This window comes from Ruegeria aquimaris (assembly GCF_025751555.1).
In the GTDB taxonomy this organism is placed as follows: Bacteria; Pseudomonadota; Alphaproteobacteria; order Rhodobacterales; family Rhodobacteraceae; genus Ruegeria_B; species Ruegeria_B aquimaris.
Genome location: NZ_JAOWLB010000006.1, coordinates 35,692 through 53,116 on the forward strand (window position 1 = coordinate 35,692; position 17,425 = coordinate 53,116).

A 17,425-nucleotide genomic window follows, 5' to 3' on the forward strand; every position below is an offset into this window, starting at 1 on the left:
ATCTCATGTCTTGGAACAACGCCGAGGATACCATGCGCCCAACGCCCTATCTTGCCCCGATGCCCGTTCGTGGCCGCATCAGCAGGCCGCAGCCCAAGGGGTTGCCGGTCATCAACATGGGCTACAACGAACTGCCCTATCCCCCCCTGCCCGCGATCCGCGCCGCGATGGAGGCGGCCGTCACGCGGGCGCAATCCTATGGCAGCCCACATTGTGACGCGCTACGCGATGCACTGGGCGCGGCGCATGGGCTGGACCCTGAACAAATCGTCTGCGGTAACGGATCGGAGGAATTGCTCGACGTCATCGCCCGCTGTTTCGCCCGGCCCGGCGACGAGATCCTGATCTCGGAGTTCGGCTATATCCAGTTCGCCCTGACCGCCAACCGGGTGGGTGCGACATTGGTGAAGGCGCGCGAGCGCGACTACACCAGCGATGTCGACGCCCTGCTGGCGGCGGTGAGCGAGCGCACGCGGCTCCTGTTCCTGGCCAATCCGAACAACCCGACCGGCACAATGCTGGAAATGGACGAACTCTCCCGGCTGGCTCAAGACCTGCCTGCGCAGGTCGTGCTGGTGCTTGACCTCGCCTATGGCGAGTTCGCCGCACCCGACTATTGCGCGGCGGTGCACAGCTTGGCGGCACACCACGAGAACATCATTGTTACCCGGACCTTTTCCAAGGCCTATGGCCTCGCCGGGGCGCGGGTCGGCTGGTGCCACGCGCCCGCCTGGATGGTGCCCGTCCTCTATGCCGCGCGCGGCATGGGGACCGTCAACGCGATGGCGCAGGCCGGGGCGCTGGCGGGCCTTGGCGACCCTGAGGCGATCCAGGCGCGGGTCGATGAGATCGTGTCCGAACGCGCGCGTCTGGCCGGTGCACTGGGACAGTTGGGGCTGGTCGTTGTGCCCAGCCGCACCAATTTCCTGATGGCCCGTTTCCGGGACGGCGATGCGGCCCGGACCGAAACACTGGTCGAGCATCTGTTCGAGGATGCCGGGATCGTCGTCAACCGCACCCGCGAGGCGGGGCTGGAAGCGTTTTTCCGCTTCTCGCTATCGCTGCCCGCGCATAACGATCTGCTGCTGGACAGTGTGCGCAGGTTCATCGGGCAAAGCTAAATCGGGAATGGCGGCGCGGATGGCACCGCTGATTTTTTGAGTATTTTTGACCAGAAAGAAGCAGGAGGCGGGGTGCAAACTCCGATCTAGTCACCCTTGACCGGCATCTTGCCCAGGTGCTGCAGCATGGCGGCGAAAGCGCCGATACGCTCCCTTTGATAGGCGGCGACATCGAGCCCGTCATAGTCGAGGAAACCGCGCCCGTCGCGCAGGCCGCGCCGACCCTCGGTCATGTTGGCCTCGATGATGTCGGGGGCGGCAAACCTGTCCTGCCCGGTGGCGCGGGTCATGTAGCGGCTGGCGTGATAGAGAATATCACCGCCGCCCCAGTCGATGAATTCCAGAAGGCCCAGCACGGCGAAGCGGAAGCCGAAGCCGTATTTCGTGGCCTTGTCGATATCGGCGCTGCTGGCAACGCCTTCCTCGACCAGGCGCGCGGCCTCGTTCATCGCCAGCGCCTGGATGCGCGGCACGATATAGCCGGGGCTGGCGGCACAGGTGACGGGCACCTTGCCGATCCGCTCCAGCAGGTCGATCAGGCGGGCGGTTATCGCCGGATCGGTGGCATCGCCGGGCGAAACCTCGACCAGCGGCACCAGATAGGCGGGGTTGAGCCAGTGGGCATTGAGGAACCGTTCGGGCGGGATGACAAACCCCTGAAGGTCGTTTGACAGGATGGTCGAGGTGGTCGAGGCGATCACCGCATCCGCGTCGGCATGGCGCGACAGGAGATCGAAAACCTCGCGCTTGGCCTCCAGCGTCTCGGGTACGCCTTCGAAGATAAAGGGTACACCCGCCAGCGCCGCCGCCAGATCGTCGTGGCCCACAACTTCGACACGCGCCAGCATGGCGTCAGCTTCGCCCGCCTCCATCAGGCCCACATCGGCCATCAGCGCAAAGGTGGCGCGCAGTTCGGCCCGTATCTCGGCCCGGAGCCGGTCGAACTCTGCCATCGGTCGCGGCTTGGCGTCGATCAGGCGGACCGGGTGGCCGGAATAGGCGAAGGCGACGGCCATGCCCCGGCCCATGCGCCCGGCACCCACGGCAGCGATGGTTTCCCGCGCCGCCATCTCAGGCCCCGTCCCGCAGCATGGTTTGCAAAGCGGCGCGCTCCGTCCCCGCCAACCCGAGGTTCTCCAATGTCCGGCCGCTCTGGCGGAAATCGTCGTCGCAGATCGCCGAGCCCAGCGCCAGCAGCCCGGTTGCCGTGGGCGCGGGTACCCCGGCCCAATCGGCGACCGAGACCAGCAAGGCCAGTCCCACCGCCACATCCTCGCGCATGTAGCGATGCTCGGTCAGGACCAGGTGCTCGCGCCAGTCGCCACTGTCGACCAGCTTGTCATGGGCGAGGTTGCCGTACATCCAGTCCGAGGTCTCGTAGTGATCGGCCAGCGGGAAATGCGGCGCGCCATAGCCCAGTGCCTCGCGCAGCGCCATACGCTCGGCATCAAGCCGCGTGGTGACCCGGCGGATGGCGGGCTGGGTGCCCTCGTTGTGAATGTCCCAATGGTCGAAATGCTCGATCGGGCCCGCGTTCATCGTGATCAGCGGCGGATGGATGATGGGCCCGGCATTCATCAGCGCCCCCGACAGCGCATCACCCGCCGGTTCGACCGAGGGATAGGCACGCGCAAGGACCGAATGCGCATGTTCCGCGTTGCGCAGCGGATAGACCCCGGTCGGCAGACGGGTGGCGCGGGTGGTGATGGCGACGGTATCTGCCCCGTGCAGCCGCGTGAGATATGGCAGAGTGCCGGTTTCGGCCCAGCTGACATCGGCGTGGTTTCCCGCCGTGCGGACGATATCGGCCATCATCCAGCTGCCAAAGCTGCCCGGCGGCAGAAAGACCACCTGCCCGTCTGTCAGGTAAGGTGCCATGGCCGCCGCGATGTCGGATTGGGCCGTGGCCGGTGTCGGGCAGACGATCAGGTCTGCGCCCCGGATCGCTTCGCCGATGTCATCCGTGACCAATGAAATGCGAATCGGCCGCGCGCCCTCGAAATCCTTGAGCGTGATGACGTTGCCGCGCGCCCTCAGCTCTGCCTGCGCGCGCGCATTCCGTCGCCAGAACCGTACGTTGTGCCCCTGCATCGACAGATCAACCGCCGCGGCGGTCGAGCCGTTTCCGCCGCCTAGAACTGCAATTTCCATCGCCCTCTCCCGCACCGATAGTTGCTGGAGCAGATCACATACATGAAAAATCATATATCAAGGATATTTCTATTGCATTGCCCCCACCGGGCGGTCTTACATGAAAATGCATAGAAGTCGGGACAGACCGACCTAACTTCACCTGAGGGAATGACCGCCCGACAGAAGGCGGTTCATCCTCCGTCGGATCAACAGGGAGTTGTGACATGAAGATCTTCAGCGGGCTTTCCAAAAAAGCCACTTATCTGATGGCGGCGACAGCACTCGCCGTCATGGCTGCCCCGATGTCGGCCAAGGCCGAGGACCGGGTCAGCGCTGTACATGCGTTTCCCGAGTTCCTGGTTTACACCAAGACCTTCCTTGCGATGGTCGCGGACATCAACGAGCGCGGCAAGGGTGTCGTCCAGATCGAGGTGCGGGGTGGTCCCGAGGCGATCGGCATGTTCGAGCAACCCGCCGCCGTGCGTGATGGCGTGGTCGACATGGTACACACGCCGGGCAGTTTCTATGGCGCCAACGTGCCCGAGATCGACGCGATGGTCGCCTCGCGCGTGACCCCGATGGAGGCTCGGGCCAATGGCGGCGCGGCACTGATGGACAAGGCGCATCAGGAACGCTTCAACGTGCGTCACCTGGGCTGGATCGACGGCGGTATCAAGTTTCATATCTACATGAACAGCGAGCCCAAGTTCCGTGACGATGGCATTCTGGACCTGACCGGGGTCAAGCTGCGCGACAACCCGATCTATCATGCGTTCTTCGAGCAACTGAACGCGACCACCGCCTCGATGCCGGCGACCGAAGTCTACTCGGCGCTTGAAAAGGGCGTCGTCGACGCAGCGGCCTGGACCGAAATCGGCATTCCGCAGCTCAAATGGAACGAGTTCCTCAAGTATCGGGTGGACCCGACCTTCTACAACACCGATATCGGCGTGATCTTCAACCTCGACGCCTGGAACGCGCTTTCCCCGGAAAGCCAGAAGCTGATCGAAGAGGTGGTGATCGAGTGGGAAGGCAAATCCTATGCCGACCGTCAGGCGGAAGTTGCGGCCGACGCCAAGACCCTGGCCGATGGCGGCATGACCTTTGTTGCCCATTCCGCCGAAGCGGGCGAGGTCTATCGCACGATGGCCGACGATGCCGCCTGGGCGCGGATGTACGAGCGCATTGAAGGGGGCGGCGCCGGTGCCGAGACCTACAAGGCCCTGCGCAAGACCTATGCTCTGGACGAGTAACACAGCCTGAAGGCAGGCTGCGGCTCTGACGCCGTGGCCTGCCTCAGCAAACAAAGCCAAGAAATGATGCGCCTGATCGACCGTATTTGCGACCTGCTGGCCATACTGGCCGGTATCTATCTGGTGGGGATCATGTTCGGGATCGTGATCAGCGCGCTGGCCCGCACGCTGAACCTGTCCGGTTCGTGGTCCAGCCATATCTTCACCTTCACCGAATTCGGCCTGCTCTATATCGTGATGGCCGCCTCGCCCTGGCTGGTGCGCCATCGGGGCCATGTGTTCATCGAGCTTCTGAGCGCGGCCCTGCCACTCCGGATGCAACGGCCCTACAGCCGGGTGATCTCGGCGCTCTGTGTCGTGATATGCCTTGTGCTGGTCTGGTACACCTGGGGCGCCACGGCCCGGGCCTGGAAGTTCGGCGATGCCGAAATGCGCAGCCTCGACATGCCGAAATACCTGCTTCTGGGCGCGATGCCGATCGGCTTCGGCCTGATGGCGGCGCAGTTTCTCCGCTTCGTCTTTGGCCCCGAGACCATGCATACCGGCGAAGCGGGGGTGCACGAATGAAAATCAAGAATACAAGAGGCGCAGGCAATGGAATGGTATGAGGCGCTCGTCTTTCTGCTGGGCATGATCCTGTTCTTCATGGCGCTCGGCATTCCGGTGGCGCTGGCCTTTCTCGCGGCCAACATGATCGGCGCGGCCTATTTCATGGGCGGGCGCGGCGATATCGCCAGCCAGATGGCGCGCGGCATCGGGCAATTGGCCAATAACGCAATCCCGACCGTCACCTCGTTCAACCTGATGCCGGTGCCGATGTTCCTGCTGATGGGCGAGATCTTCTTCTTCACCGGCCTCGCCAACCGCATGTTCGGCGCGGTGGACCGGCTGATGGGCAAGCTGCCCGCGCGCCTGTCCTTTGTCACCGTCGCGGGCGGCACCGCCTTTGCCACCCTGTCGGGGTCCTCGATGGGCTCCACCGCGCTCCTCGGCTCGCTGATGGTGCCCGAGATGCAGAAACGCGGCTACAAGAAGCACATGGCCATCGGTCCGATCCTGGGCACCGGGGGCCTCGCGATGCTGATCCCGCCCTCGGCGCTGGCTGTGCTGCTGGCGACGCTGGCGGAACTCGACATCGGCGACCTGCTGATCGCAGGCATCATGCCCGGGCTGATGCTAGCGATCTTCTACGCAATCCTGATCCTCGGCATGGCGCTCTACGATCCCAGCGCTGCCCCCGCCTACGAGGTCGAAGGCTCGGACTGGGCCGAGAAACTGCGCCTGCTCTTCGTCGACATCCTGCCGATGGTGTCCATCGTGATCGGCGTGATCCTGGTGATCATGTTCGGCATCGCGACCCCTTCGGAAAGCGCCGCCTTCGGCTGCCTCGGCGTCGTCGTGCTGGCCGCCCTTTATCGCTCGCTGACCTGGGAGGGGATCGTGAAATCGGTGGCTGGCGCGCTCAAGGTCACCACAATGGCGCTGCTGATCATCTTTGGCTCGGCCACCTTCTCGGCGCTCCTGGCCTTCTCGGGCGCCTCCTCGGGGCTGATCCGCTGGGCCACGGGGTTCGACCTGGAACCCACCACGATGCTCCTGATCATGTTCGCCATCCTGCTGGTTCTGGGCATGTTCATGGACCAGCTCAGCATGATGCTGCTGACCGTGCCGATCTTCTTTCCGCTGGCGCAGACGCTGGGGTTCGACCTGATCTGGTTCGGGGTGATCGTGCTCTTGGCACTCGAGATCAGCTTCACCACCCCACCCTTTGGCCTGCTGCTCTTTGTGATGAAGGGAGTCTCGGCACCGGGCACCAGCATGCGCGACATCTACGTGTCGGCAATCCCGTTCATCGGCTGTTCGATGCTCTTGGTGGCGCTGCTGATCGTGTTCCCGGGCATCGCGCTATGGCTTCCGGGGTTAGGCCAGTAGCAACTGCGCGCGACGGCAAAAATCGGCGAAAACTGGAACCCGTTCGGCGCCGATTTATTGCACGAGTCCGGTCGCATTGAGCGGGAACCTGACATTCGCGGCAAGCGAAAGCCAAGGTCTTGGTTCGGACAAGGCGGACAACTGTCGTCGGAGGAGTACGATTGCTTCTGGACAATTGGTTTTGAGACGATCTCATCCGGGTGTATCTTGACCTCAAGAGCCAGACCCATCCGTTGGTTTCGGCGAAACCTGCCAATTAGATTTTGGGCTCAGAGACGAAAAAAACACAAGCCGGCCAGAACATGTGGCATTGGCTCTTTGTCTCGGCATGAGCCTTTTTGTCACTGCCTTTGCGTATTACCTTATTGGCGTTCCCGGGGCGCGTTACGGTCTCTTTTTCACCGATTTGTTGGTGAGCTACCTGTTTCCAATAAGCCCATACTTGGTCCCCTCGATTATTGCATATCGTGCGCTATCAAGAAAAAGAACCACTAGATTTCCGTTGTTTTGCAGCTTTGTGATGTACGTCATCGCGCTGTTCAATTATGGGAGTTTGCTCACCGTTTCGCACCTGGACTGGGGTATCATATTTGTTCCCATTACGACCGCTGCGCTTCAATGGCTATCGCTCATACCAACTGTTCTCGCCTACCTGATATGGCTCGACTACGGTGTGAAGTGGCTGGAAAGATGGAACAGCAGAAAAGCACGTTAGCCTTTGCTCCCGCAGAAAAACCAGACAGTCATTTTTCCGAACCATGCTTTGCAATAGTTCCTCCAATCGTGCCCAAACCTGCTCTTCGTCGCGTAAGGGATCAATGCCCGCAAATGGGTCGAGAAAATTTCGCACGATGAGGGGCTTACAGACAGTCGCCCCCCGCAGCCTCACAGCCCCTTGGGGTGGGTCATGAACTCTTCGATGATGTGATCGGGCGCCTTGGTGTAATCGCCCACCCGGCTGACGCCCTGACCGGTCAGCCGTTTCAGGCCCACCGCCATCTCGGCCATCTTCACCGCGATCGGAATGCCATTGACCACCGGTGCCCCGTCGATCTGATGGTCGTGGAACTGCGAGAACAGCAGCATCGGGATCCCGCCACCGGGGATCAGCACATCGGTGCCCGCCGCCACCAGCGGCCGGCCCTGTTCCTCGAACAGGCGCTTGACTTCGGCGGCCTTGCCCGCATTGCCATAGGCGCCCAGGATCTGCCCCGGCTCGAAGGTCATCGCATGTACGCCGGTCACCCGTTCACGCAGTCCGTATTTGCCGATCTGGTGATGAAACCACGGGATGAAACGCGGGTTGATAGTGACGATCCCCAGCCGCTGGCCCATCTGGCAGCACCACAGCATGGTCGCCTCGCCCAACCCGATCACCGGGATATCCACCACCGAACGCGCCTCATAGAGGCCCGCATCCTGGAAATGGCCGACGATGAAGGCGTCATAGCCCTCGCGCTCGGCCCGGATCGCGTTGCAGATCATCTCGCGCGCGCAGCGGAATTCCACCAGCGGATGGGCATAGCTGTCAAACGGCGTGATCCCGCGGATATCGACCTGTGTGTCCGGCGCCGACACCGCGTCCAGATGCGGCCCCAGCATGTCCCAGTACTCTGCCCCGTTCTCGTAATCCACATAGCTCTGATACCAGAGTTTCATTGCCTTCCTCCCTGTCCCTCGCGCGTGTGAGCCATGCGCATGCTCCTGCTTCTTTCTGGTTCAAAATACTCCGGAGCGCGAGGCGGAGCCTCGCAAGACATCACCCCGCAAAGGAGCGGACCGTCTGAAGCGCACCGTCCAGCACCTTGCCTTCCTCATCCTGCAACGCCGCCTCGCGCAGCCGCCGCACCCAGTCGGCGGCATCGGCGCGCCCGGCGACCAGATCAGCCCCTGCCATCACAAGATCGAACTTGGACAACCCCCGCGCATGGGTGTCGGAATAGCCCTTGATCAACCTGCGACAGCGCAAGATTTCCACCGCCAGATCATAATCGGCCTGCAGCGCCTCGGTCACACGCTTCAACCATGCCTCCAGATGCGCCTGTTCCTGCGCGTGCCGCAGGGTGCGACGACGATAGCCGCGCAGCCCGGCCAGCAGGTAAAGCTGCAAGAACCCGCTCACACGATCGCTGCGAATGCGGCGGCCCCGGTTGAACCAGCGATCCAGCCGCGCCATCCACGCCTCGGAGGCCTGCACCCTTGCCCCCAGACCCGCAGGCAGCAGAGAGGATATCTCCTCGGCGCGCGGGTGCAGGAACTCGGTTACCTGCATCTCCTGCACCGCCGACCGCCCCATCTCGGTGTCGATGCGCCCGCGCCGCGCGGCCCGCGTCTTGCGGTCGGCTACCCGGATCACATCGTCATAGGCCATCGCATTGGCGACATACTTGGCCGCCTCGTGGGTCAGCACATGGTCGTGCGCCGGGTGGTCCATGGCCGCGATCCGCTCCAGGTGATCCAGATAGGCCGCGCCATAGGTGCAATCCTGAAACGCCACCACCTTTTGCAACCCCGCGCGGGCCATGTCGCGGGCGGGTTCCGGCAACGCCTCCACCCGGTCCATGAGCGCGGCCCAATCGGCCAAGGCCGAAGCCGGACCGGTTATCTCGGGCTCGCGTTTTGGTGCTTCTGCCTGCGGAGGCTGCGTCGCCCCCCGGACCGCCTCGAACCCGGCGGCAAAGGCGGCAAGGCTGGCCTCCACCCCCTTGCCTGAATTGCGGATCGCCGCCTCGAACGCATCGCGCGGGAAGGGCAGCGCGCCCGAGCCTGCCAGCGCACCAAACAGGCTGGCCGAAATGACCGACCCCTTGGCCACTGCCAGCCGCTCCATATCCGCGGACAGGAACCGCTGTGCGGCGATACCGGCTGCGGCCTTCACCTCGTCGGCCTGTGCGATCCCGTTGCCCGGCACCATCTTTTCCGACACCGCCAGCGCCCGGTGTTCCGAGGCAATCAGCACGGTCCGGTCCGGGGTGACAAAGCCGCGCTGGATGGCCCGGCCCGCCTCCATCAGCTCCGCCGCGATCAGGATGTCGACATCTCCGGCGGCGGGCGCCAGCGAAAAGACCGGCGCCGCCACACCCTCCGGCGCGATTTCGATGTAATAGATGGTGGCGCCGGTGCGCTGGGCCACGCCCGCGACCGAGGTCGCCTGCACCGCGCGGCCCGCGGCGCGGGCCACCGCCTCGATCCAGCCGGTCAGCACGCCACCGCCCTGCCCGCCCACGGCCATGACCACCAGCTTGGTGATCGCGCGGGCGCTGTCGGCGCCCTGCGGTGTCATCACGCTGTCCATCCGGGTCATGACGCCTCTCCGAAATCAAGCACCCGCCGGGCGCGGCGCGCTTGCAGCCATGTGATGATGCGACTGCGCCAGCCTGCCAACAGCCGCTCCCACCGCCCCGGATTGTGCACCAGGTCGGCGCGATAGAACGAGGGGCAGAGCACGGCCGCATCCGCCACCTCGCCGCAATTACCGCAACCGACGCAGGTCTGGTCGATGCTGGCCACCGGATCGTCGCGCAGCGGGTCGTCCAGCACCTTGAGCGACAGCGAGGGACAGCCCGAGAGGCGAATACAGGCGTGATCGCCGGTGCAGATGTCGGCATCCACACCAAAGCGCGGCGCCTCGACCCGGCGCCCCTCGCGGATCGCCTGGGCGCGCAACGGTTTCTCGCGCCGCTGCCGGTTCAGCATGCATTCCGACGAGGCCACGATCAGTTTCGGCCCATCATAATCGGTGGTCAGCGCCTCGCGGATGGTGTCGCGCATATGGCCCACGTCATAGGTGCGGTCGATCTGGCGCACCCATTTCACCCCCACCCCTTCCAGCGCCTTGGAAATCGGGTTTCCCGTCGCTTTTGAAGGGTTCTTGGCGCGCGAGGACAGCACATCCTGCCCGCCGGTGGCCGCCGAATAATAGTTGTCCACCACGATGGCCACGCTGTCAGACCGGTTGAACACCATGTTGCCGATCGAGGAACTGAGCCCGTTATGCCAGAACCCGCCATCGCCGATGAACGAAACAGCGCGCCGCGCGCCGCCGCCGTCAAACGCCGCGTTCGAGGCCGGGCCAAGCCCGTATCCCATGGTCGAGCCGCCGATCTCGAAGGGCGGCAAGGCGGCAAAGAGGTGACAGCCGATATCGCCGGTGATCTGGTGCTTGCCCAGCTCCTGCTCGACCAGCTTCATCGCGGCAAAGATGGGCCGTTCCGGGCAGCCGGTGCAGAAGCCCGGCGGCCGGATCGGCACCGTCTGCGACAGGTCGGGCATCTCGGGCGGCGGCGCATTCGGGGCAATCACCTGCCCCGGCAACAGCTGCGGCGCGGTGTCCTTCAGGAAACCCGCAATCCCGTCGAGCATGATCTGGCCGGTATATTCGCCCGCCATGGGGAAAAGGCCCTTGCCATGCAGGCGCACCGGCGACCCGGCCCGGTGCAGCATCGCGGCCAGGCCCTGTTCGATGAACTCGGGCTGCCCCTCTTCAACCACCAGCAGCGCCTCCTTGCCCCTGGCAAACGCCAGAAACTCACCCTTCACCAGCGGATAGGTGACATTCAGCACATAGAGCGGGATGGCCGAACGCCCCTCGATATCGGCAAGACCCAGACGCTGGAGTGCCCGGATCACGCCGTTATACATGCCGCCCTGCACCACCAGCCCCACGGGGGCGCTTTCGGGACCAAACACCTCGTTCAGCCCCCGCTCGGTGATGAAGCGTTCGGCCGCGGGCCAACGGTTTTCCACCTTGTCGCGCTCATGCTGATAGGACATCGGCGGCAGCACCACGCGGGCGAAATCGCGGCGCGGCTCTGACAGCGCGTCGCGCACGCTGAGCGGCGGGCGCAGATTATCGGCGCACTGAAACTGGCCCGTCACATGGCAGGACCGAATCCGCACCATCAGCATCACCGGCGTGTTCGACGCCTCGGACAGCTCAAACCCCTGTTTTACCGCCTGCACGATGGACGGCAGGTTCGGGCGCGGGTCGAGCAGCCAGAATTGCGATTTCATCGCAAAGGCATGGCTGCGCTCCTGCATGATCGAGGAGCCCTCGCCATAATCCTCGCCCACGATCACCAGCGCCCCGCCGGTCACCCCCGACGAGGCCAGATTGGCCAGCGCGTCCGAGGCGACGTTGACCCCCACCGCGCCCTTGAAGGTGACCGCGCCCCGGATCGGGTAATGCACCGAAGCCGCCAGCATGGCCGCCGCCGCCGCCTCGGAGGCATTCGCCTCGTACCGCACCCCCAGTTCGCCCAGCAGGTCCTGCGCATCGGCCAGCACATCCATCAGGTGGCTGATCGGCGCCCCCTGATAGCCGCCGACATAGCCCACGCCCGATTCCAGCAAGGCCTTGGTGATCGCCAGAATACCCTCGCCGGTGAAGGTCTCGCCCGCCCCCAGCTTGAGGTCCTGCACCTCGCGTTTGAAGGATCTCTCGGCCATCTTGCGTCAAATCTCGTGCACGCGGATATTGGCGAGCATCTTATGCAGCGTCGCCAGAAACGCCTGCCGTTCGGCAGCAGGGATGCCGCGGAAAATCCGGTCATGGCTGGCGCGCATATGCGGCCAGAGGCGGTCATAGACCGCCCTCCCCTCGGCGGTAAGGAAGACACGGCTCGACCTTTGATCGTCGCTATCGACCTCGCGGCGCACCAGCCCGTCAGCCTGCAACCCGTCCAGAGCCCGCGACAGGGTGGATTGCTCGACCACCGCATAGATACCGAGCATCCCGATGGGCAGGCCATCCTTGGCCGACAGGATTGCCAGCGCCCGCATCTTGGCGGTACTCAACCCCAGCGCGGTCATCTCCTTGCGCAGGTTGGCGTTATACCGCCCCATGATCCGGTTCATCAGGTAAGGCGCATAGCCATCAAGGCCGATTTCGGCCAGTTCCCTGAGTTGTTCGTTCTGATCGGTCGATTCGGCCATCTGGGTCTTTCAGTCGTTGCTGCCCTTCAGAGTTCCCGAAATTATATGCAAATGCAAGTAAACTTGATCCCTCGACGGCGCAACCAGCCGGTTTTCCAGGTTCGGGCTTGCCAAATCCCCCCGACCCGGCAATCACGGAACCGACACAAATAGACCAGAGAGAGGCCAGACCCGCGACATGGATAAGATTTTCACCACCGAACGCGAGCTTCGTTTCGGCGACTGCGACATTTCCGGGACCGCCTATTTCCCTTCTTACCTCGATATCCTCAACAGCGTGAACGAAGAGTTCTGGGCTGTCATGGGCTTTCCCTGGCACCACATCATCTGGAACGAGCGCTGGGGCACGCCCACCGTGCACCTGAGTTGCGACTTCTCGAAACCCTCGTTCTTTGGCGAGACGCTCCGGTTCGAACTCGGGGTGGTCAAGGTCGGCCGTTCCTCGGTCACCGTGCGGCACCGGATCAGCTGCGGCGAGGAGATCCGCTGGTCCTCGACCCAGGTCCTGGCGGCCAGCGATCTGGACAAGCACATCTCGATTGCCTGGCCCGATGCGATGCGCAAGGCGCTGGAAGCGCGCCTTGCCACCCCGGACGAGCTTGGGTTCTAGATCCTACATCTGCGCCGGCAGATAGAGCGCCAGCGCCGGCACGGCGAGCAGCAATGCCAGCCGGACAATATCCACCACCCAGAACGGCGTGACCCCGCGAAAGATCGTGCCGGTGGTCACGTCGCCCACCACGCCCTTGAGAACAAAGACATTCAATCCCACGGGAGGGGTGATCAGGCTGATCTCGGTCACCACCACGACAATGATGCCGAACCAGATCGGATCATAGCCGAGCGAGGTGACCAGCGGAAAGAAGATCGGCACCGTCAGCAGCAGCATCGAGAGCGATTCGAACACGCAGCCCAGGGCGATATAGATCACCAGGATCACCGCCATCACCTGCCACGGCTTCAGATCATAGGCGGTGATCAGGTCGCTCAGCGCCGCGGGCAGCCCCGCCACATTGACGAAGTTCGAGAATATCCAGGCCCCGATCAGCACCGCAAAAAGGCTGGCCGCCGTGATAGAGGTTTCCAGCAGCACCTCCAACGTGTCCTTCAGGCTGAGCCGCCGCCGCGCCAGCGCGATCAGGAAGGCACCCATCGCGCCCATCCCCGCCGCCTCGGTCGGTGAAAAGTTCAGGTTCAGCGGCGGGATGTCGAAGAGACCATAGAGCCCGCCGATCACCAGGAAGAACAAGAGCACCACGGCCCAGACCTCGCGCAGGGCCGCAAGCCGTCCGCGCAGCGGCACGCGAGGACCGGCGGGGCCGGCCTCGGGCGTGCGCCAGACCGTCCAGCGCACCGCACAGAGATAGAGCAGGATGCCCAGCATCCCCGGCACGATGCCCGCGACAAACAGCTTGCCGATCGAGGTCTCGGTCAACAGGCCATAGATCACCAGGATCACCGAGGGCGGGATCAGGATGCCCAGCGTGCCGCCCGCCGCGATAGATGCGGTGGACAACTCGTCGGAATAGCCGAACCGGCGCATTTCGGGCATGGCCACCTTGGCCATGGTGGCTGCCGTGGCCAGCGACGAGCCGGAAATGGCGGCAAACCCGCCGCAGGCCACGATAGTGGCCATCGCCAGACCGCCGCGCAGGTGACCGAGAAAGGCGTTCGAAGCCGCGTAAAGCTCGCGGCTGATGCCGCCCTTGTTCACGAACAGCCCCATCAGGATGAAGAGCGGCACCACCGACAGGCCATAGTCCTGGCTGGTGTCGATGATCAGCCGCGCCACCATCGAGATCGAGGCGCGGAAATTGCTCTCGGCCATGAAACCCACCATGCCGACAAATCCCATGGCAAAGGCGATGGGCACGCGGACCAGGATCAGGATCAGAACCGCCGCAAATCCGACAAGCGATGCGGTCATGGCGCGCTCCCCGCTAGGCGCGGCGCCACGATCAGCAGCACGCCGCGCACCACCAGCACCACCGCTGTGATCAAAGTCATCACCGCGATGAACCAGCCGACCACGTGCAGCGGCAGACGCAGATATTCCATGACATCTCCATAGGAACGCGACCGCTCCGCCAGGTCGAACACCCGTTGCGCGGGCAGGAACAGGATCGCGCCACAAAACAGACAGACCGCCGCATCGCGCCAGCGCGACAGACGGAACCGGGCGAAGGGAGCATCCAGGAGATCCACACTTACATGAGCATTCCGGCCCGAAAGGACCGGCATGACTGAAAACACCATCACCGCCATCAACAGGCGCGTGAGATCAGCCGCCACCTCGATAGGTGCGTTAAAGACCGAGCGCAGCACCACATCGGCGAAGGTCATCACCATCAGGACGAACAGCGCGACCGAGGCCAGAAGACCGGGCAGCCAGACGGAAAGGGAGAAAAGACGCATCATATCGCAATCGCAAACGTGCCGCCCCGGGGATCGGAGCGGCACATGCTTGCATGTCAGTTCGCGGCCATTTCGGCCTTGACCATCTCATAGGCGGCCTGCGCGTCCACGCCCGCCCCTTCGAGCTCGCCCAGAACCTTGGCGGTCACCTCTGCCGCAATCGCGGCAAACTTGGCCTGATCCTCGGCCGAGGCGTCGACGATCTTGGTCCCCTCGGCCGACTTGGTGGCCTCGTAGCCGATCATGTCCGACTTGTCCCAGGCCGCGCCCGCCATCCGGCTGGCCGGCTCACCAAACACCTTTTCATCCAGCGCTGCCTGAACATCGGCGGGCAGGCTGTCAAAGGTCTCCTGGCTCATGATGATGGCAAACGATCCGCGATAGAAACCGCCCGGCATGTCGTAGAGGTTCTTGGCCACTTCGTTCAGCTTGAAGCCCACACGCTCGCCCACGTTCATCGCCACCGCGTCGGCGGCACCGGATTCCAGCGTCTCATAGACCTTGGGCGCGGGCACGTTGATCCCCACCAGACCCAGCGCCGCACCGACATCGCCCGCAACGCCGCCACCGATCCGGGTCTTCAGCCCGTTCAGGTCGGCAAGCGAGGCCACGTCCTTGCTGGTGTGGATCTGACCCGGACCATGGGTGTTCAGCGAGATCAGCTTGACGCCCCGATGTTCATCCAGCTTGGCCAGATGCGCTTCGTGCACGCGCCAATACGCGACCGAGGCGGCCTCGGCATTGCCTTCAAAGCCCGGCAGTTCGATCAGCTTGGTGCCGACAAAGCGGCCCGGCTGGTAGCCGTGAAAGATGATCGCGATATCGGCCGCACCGTCCTGAATCAGGTCCATCTGCGCTGGCGGCGGCGCCAGGCCAAAGACCAGCTCGCCGCTGACCTGCCCGCCGCTGGCCTCTTCGATCATGCCGATCAGGCCCGCGAAGATCTCGGTGTTGATGCCGTGGGTCGGCGGCAACCAGGTGGAAACGCGCAAGGTGGTGTCAGCCGCCCAGGCGGCCATGCTGGTGCTGGCGCAGACGACCGCTGCGGCGGCAAGGCGTGCAAAATGCTTCATTTAGTCCTCCCTCGTGATGCTGTGCCCGGCAGACCGGACCAAGTGATCCCGGCGCAAGCATCACACCGCGCCTCGGTCGTTGTCAAGAAATATGAAATTGCATGTATTCCGGCGATCAGGTCGCATCGGGCCGGTCCAGAACATCCAGCAACGTGCGCAAAACCCCCTTGATACGGGCGGCATCCGTATCGGCCAGCGCTGACAGCAACCGGGTTTCGTGCCGTCGCGCATCCTTGACCAGCGCTTCGGCCAGGTCCCTGCCCTCGGCGGTCAGACGCACCCGCACGCGTCGCTTGTCATTGGAATCGGCAACCCGCGTCACCAACCCGCGCGCATCCATCTGATCAACGATTCGCGTCATCCGCGACTGTTCCATCAGCGACAGCCGGGCCAGGCGGGTGATCATCATGCCGTCATTGTCCACCAGACAGGCCAATACCCGCCATTCCGGCACTCGCAGTCCGCGCGCGCGGACATGGTCATGAAACTGCGCGCTGGCCTGCTCGCTGGACGCCGCGAGAAGATACAGCAGATAGCCGGTCACAAAGGTGTCGTTCTGGGTTTCACTCATGAGGTCTGAATTTGTCTTGACTCGATTTATATGATTTTTCATATTTTCAGCAGGGAGGCGCCGAGATGCTCAAGCTGACAATTGCGCAGAAACTGGCCGTGACCAAGCGGATTTCGGCATTCACTCTGGTCGCGGCCGATGGCGAAGCCCTGCCCGGTTACACCGCCGGGGCACATATCGCCGTCGAAACCGCCGCCGGACCACGCAGCTATTCGCTGATCGACTGGCCCGGTGACACGCCCGGCGCCTATAGCATTGCGGTCCAGCGCGAAGACGCGGGCGACGGCGGCAGCAAGGCCATGCATGCCCTGTCCAAAGGCGACACCATCACCGCAGCAGAACCGAAAAACGACTTTGAGATTCGGACCGAAGACAAGCCCGCTGCCCTGCTGGCGGGCGGCATCGGTGTGACACCGCTGATCTCGATGGCCACCGCGCTCCGGGCGCAATCGCGCCCCTTCGTCTTTCATTATTGTGGCCGCAGCGCCGATGTCATGGCCTGGCTGGACCGGTTGCGCGACGAATTCGGGGGCAGTTTCCACGCCCATTTCGACGATACCGCGCCCTTGGACCTAAACACGCTGATGGCGGGTCTCACCGGTCACGCGCTCTATATCTGTGGCCCCAAGGGCATGATCGACGCCGCCCGCGCCGCCGCAGAGGCGGCGGGCATTTCCGACATCCATGTGGAGCTGTTCACCAATGCCGCGCCCGCCGCTGGCGACAGCGCCTTCGAGGTCGAGATCGCCTCGTCGGGCCAGGTCATCACCGTGGCGCCCGATCAGACCATCATCGAGGCGCTCGAGGCCGCGGGCCTCGACCCGCTTTACGATTGTCAACGCGGCGATTGCGGCATCTGCCAGACCGAGGTGATCGCGGGCACCCCCGATCACCGCGACGTGGTGCTCAGCCAGGCCGAACGCGACAGCGGCAAGGTCATGCAAATCTGTGTCAGCCGGGCGCTCAGCGCGCGCCTTGTGCTGGATCTGTAAG

General features: G+C 63.8%; 17 protein-coding genes. 7 read left to right on the forward strand and 10 right to left on the reverse strand.

Translation table 11 applies throughout. From position 1 onward, the window contains the following. Positions 1–5 precede the first annotated feature (5 nt). Entirely contained in the window at positions 6–1,121 is a 1,116-nt protein-coding gene (locus OE747_RS10450; protein ID WP_263828547.1) for a pyridoxal phosphate-dependent aminotransferase, read from the forward strand. Between the two features lie 86 nt (positions 1,122–1,207). Here the strand turns inward: OE747_RS10450 and OE747_RS10455 are convergent, their stop codons facing one another. Together OE747_RS10455 and OE747_RS10460 are read right to left on the reverse strand one after the other, a co-directional pair. Beyond that, a complete protein-coding gene (locus OE747_RS10455; RefSeq protein ID WP_263828548.1) occupies positions 1,208–2,191 on the reverse strand; it encodes a 3-hydroxybutyryl-CoA dehydrogenase in 984 nt (327 codons plus the stop codon). Position 2,192: 1 nt separating this feature from the next. Next, on the reverse strand, positions 2,193–3,272 hold the full coding sequence (locus tag OE747_RS10460; protein WP_263828549.1) for an NAD/NADP-dependent octopine/nopaline dehydrogenase family protein: 1,080 nt from the start codon (positions 3,270–3,272) through the stop codon (positions 2,193–2,195). Positions 3,273–3,478: 206 nt separating this feature from the next. Here OE747_RS10460 and dctP point away from each other — a divergent pair, with 206 nt between their 5' ends. The 4 genes from dctP (at position 3,479) to OE747_RS10480 (ending at position 7,154) form a co-directional block, all read left to right on the forward strand. Then, positions 3,479–4,507, forward strand: coding sequence for a TRAP transporter substrate-binding protein DctP (gene dctP / locus OE747_RS10465; protein WP_263828550.1), 1,029 nt, complete (start codon positions 3,479–3,481; stop codon positions 4,505–4,507). Positions 4,508–4,573: 66 nt separating this feature from the next. After that, entirely contained in the window at positions 4,574–5,074 is a 501-nt protein-coding gene (locus tag OE747_RS10470) for a TRAP transporter small permease (protein WP_263828551.1), read from the forward strand. 27 nt (positions 5,075–5,101) lie between these two features. Next, positions 5,102–6,439, forward strand: a complete 1,338-nt coding sequence (locus OE747_RS10475) for a TRAP transporter large permease (RefSeq protein WP_263828552.1) — start codon at positions 5,102–5,104, stop codon at positions 6,437–6,439. A gap of 328 nt (positions 6,440–6,767) precedes the next feature. After that, positions 6,768–7,154, forward strand: coding sequence for a hypothetical protein (locus OE747_RS10480; protein ID WP_263828553.1), 387 nt, complete (start codon positions 6,768–6,770; stop codon positions 7,152–7,154). Between the two features lie 170 nt (positions 7,155–7,324). Here the strand turns inward: OE747_RS10480 and OE747_RS10485 are convergent, their stop codons facing one another. The 4 genes from OE747_RS10485 to OE747_RS10500 all read right to left on the reverse strand — a co-directional run bounded on the left by OE747_RS10485 (position 7,325) and on the right by OE747_RS10500 (position 12,373). Continuing rightward, positions 7,325–8,098, reverse strand: coding sequence for an aspartate/glutamate racemase family protein (locus OE747_RS10485; protein ID WP_263828554.1), 774 nt, complete (start codon positions 8,096–8,098; stop codon positions 7,325–7,327). Between the two features lie 100 nt (positions 8,099–8,198). Next, the gene (locus OE747_RS10490; protein WP_263828555.1) at positions 8,199–9,743 is read right to left on the reverse strand and encodes an indolepyruvate oxidoreductase subunit beta family protein; all 1,545 of its coding nucleotides are present in this window, start codon (positions 9,741–9,743) and stop codon (positions 8,199–8,201) included. After that, a complete protein-coding gene (locus OE747_RS10495; protein ID WP_263828556.1) occupies positions 9,740–11,887 on the reverse strand; it encodes an indolepyruvate ferredoxin oxidoreductase subunit alpha in 2,148 nt (715 codons plus the stop codon). The genes OE747_RS10490 and OE747_RS10495 overlap by 4 nt, the downstream gene beginning before the upstream one ends. Before the next feature lie 6 nt (positions 11,888–11,893). Next, on the reverse strand, positions 11,894–12,373 hold the full coding sequence (locus OE747_RS10500) for a MarR family winged helix-turn-helix transcriptional regulator (protein ID WP_263828557.1): 480 nt from the start codon (positions 12,371–12,373) through the stop codon (positions 11,894–11,896). Between the two features lie 178 nt (positions 12,374–12,551). On the opposite strand from OE747_RS10500, the gene OE747_RS10505 reads away from it, so the two are divergent. Then, positions 12,552–12,983 carry an acyl-CoA thioesterase gene (locus OE747_RS10505; protein WP_263828558.1) on the forward strand — a complete coding sequence of 144 codons (432 nt, stop codon included), beginning with the start codon at positions 12,552–12,554 and terminating at the stop codon, positions 12,981–12,983. 3 nt (positions 12,984–12,986) lie between these two features. Here the strand turns inward: OE747_RS10505 and OE747_RS10510 are convergent, their stop codons facing one another. The 4 genes from OE747_RS10510 to OE747_RS10525 all read right to left on the reverse strand — a co-directional run bounded on the left by OE747_RS10510 (position 12,987) and on the right by OE747_RS10525 (position 16,432). Continuing rightward, positions 12,987–14,300: a TRAP transporter large permease gene (locus OE747_RS10510; protein ID WP_263828559.1), complete on the reverse strand. Its 1,314-nt coding sequence runs from the start codon at positions 14,298–14,300 to the stop codon at positions 12,987–12,989. Continuing rightward, a complete protein-coding gene (locus OE747_RS10515; RefSeq protein WP_318527305.1) occupies positions 14,297–14,788 on the reverse strand; it encodes a TRAP transporter small permease in 492 nt (163 codons plus the stop codon). The genes OE747_RS10510 and OE747_RS10515 overlap by 4 nt, the downstream gene beginning before the upstream one ends. 56 nt (positions 14,789–14,844) lie before the next feature. Further along, positions 14,845–15,861, reverse strand: coding sequence for a TRAP transporter substrate-binding protein (locus OE747_RS10520; protein ID WP_263828561.1), 1,017 nt, complete (start codon positions 15,859–15,861; stop codon positions 14,845–14,847). Positions 15,862–15,976: 115 nt separating this feature from the next. Further along, a complete protein-coding gene (locus tag OE747_RS10525) occupies positions 15,977–16,432 on the reverse strand; it encodes a MarR family winged helix-turn-helix transcriptional regulator (protein ID WP_263828562.1) in 456 nt (151 codons plus the stop codon). Positions 16,433–16,497: 65 nt separating this feature from the next. Here OE747_RS10525 and OE747_RS10530 point away from each other — a divergent pair, with 65 nt between their 5' ends. Further along, positions 16,498–17,424, forward strand: coding sequence for a PDR/VanB family oxidoreductase (locus OE747_RS10530; protein ID WP_263828563.1), 927 nt, complete (start codon positions 16,498–16,500; stop codon positions 17,422–17,424). Position 17,425: the final 1 nt, after the last annotated feature.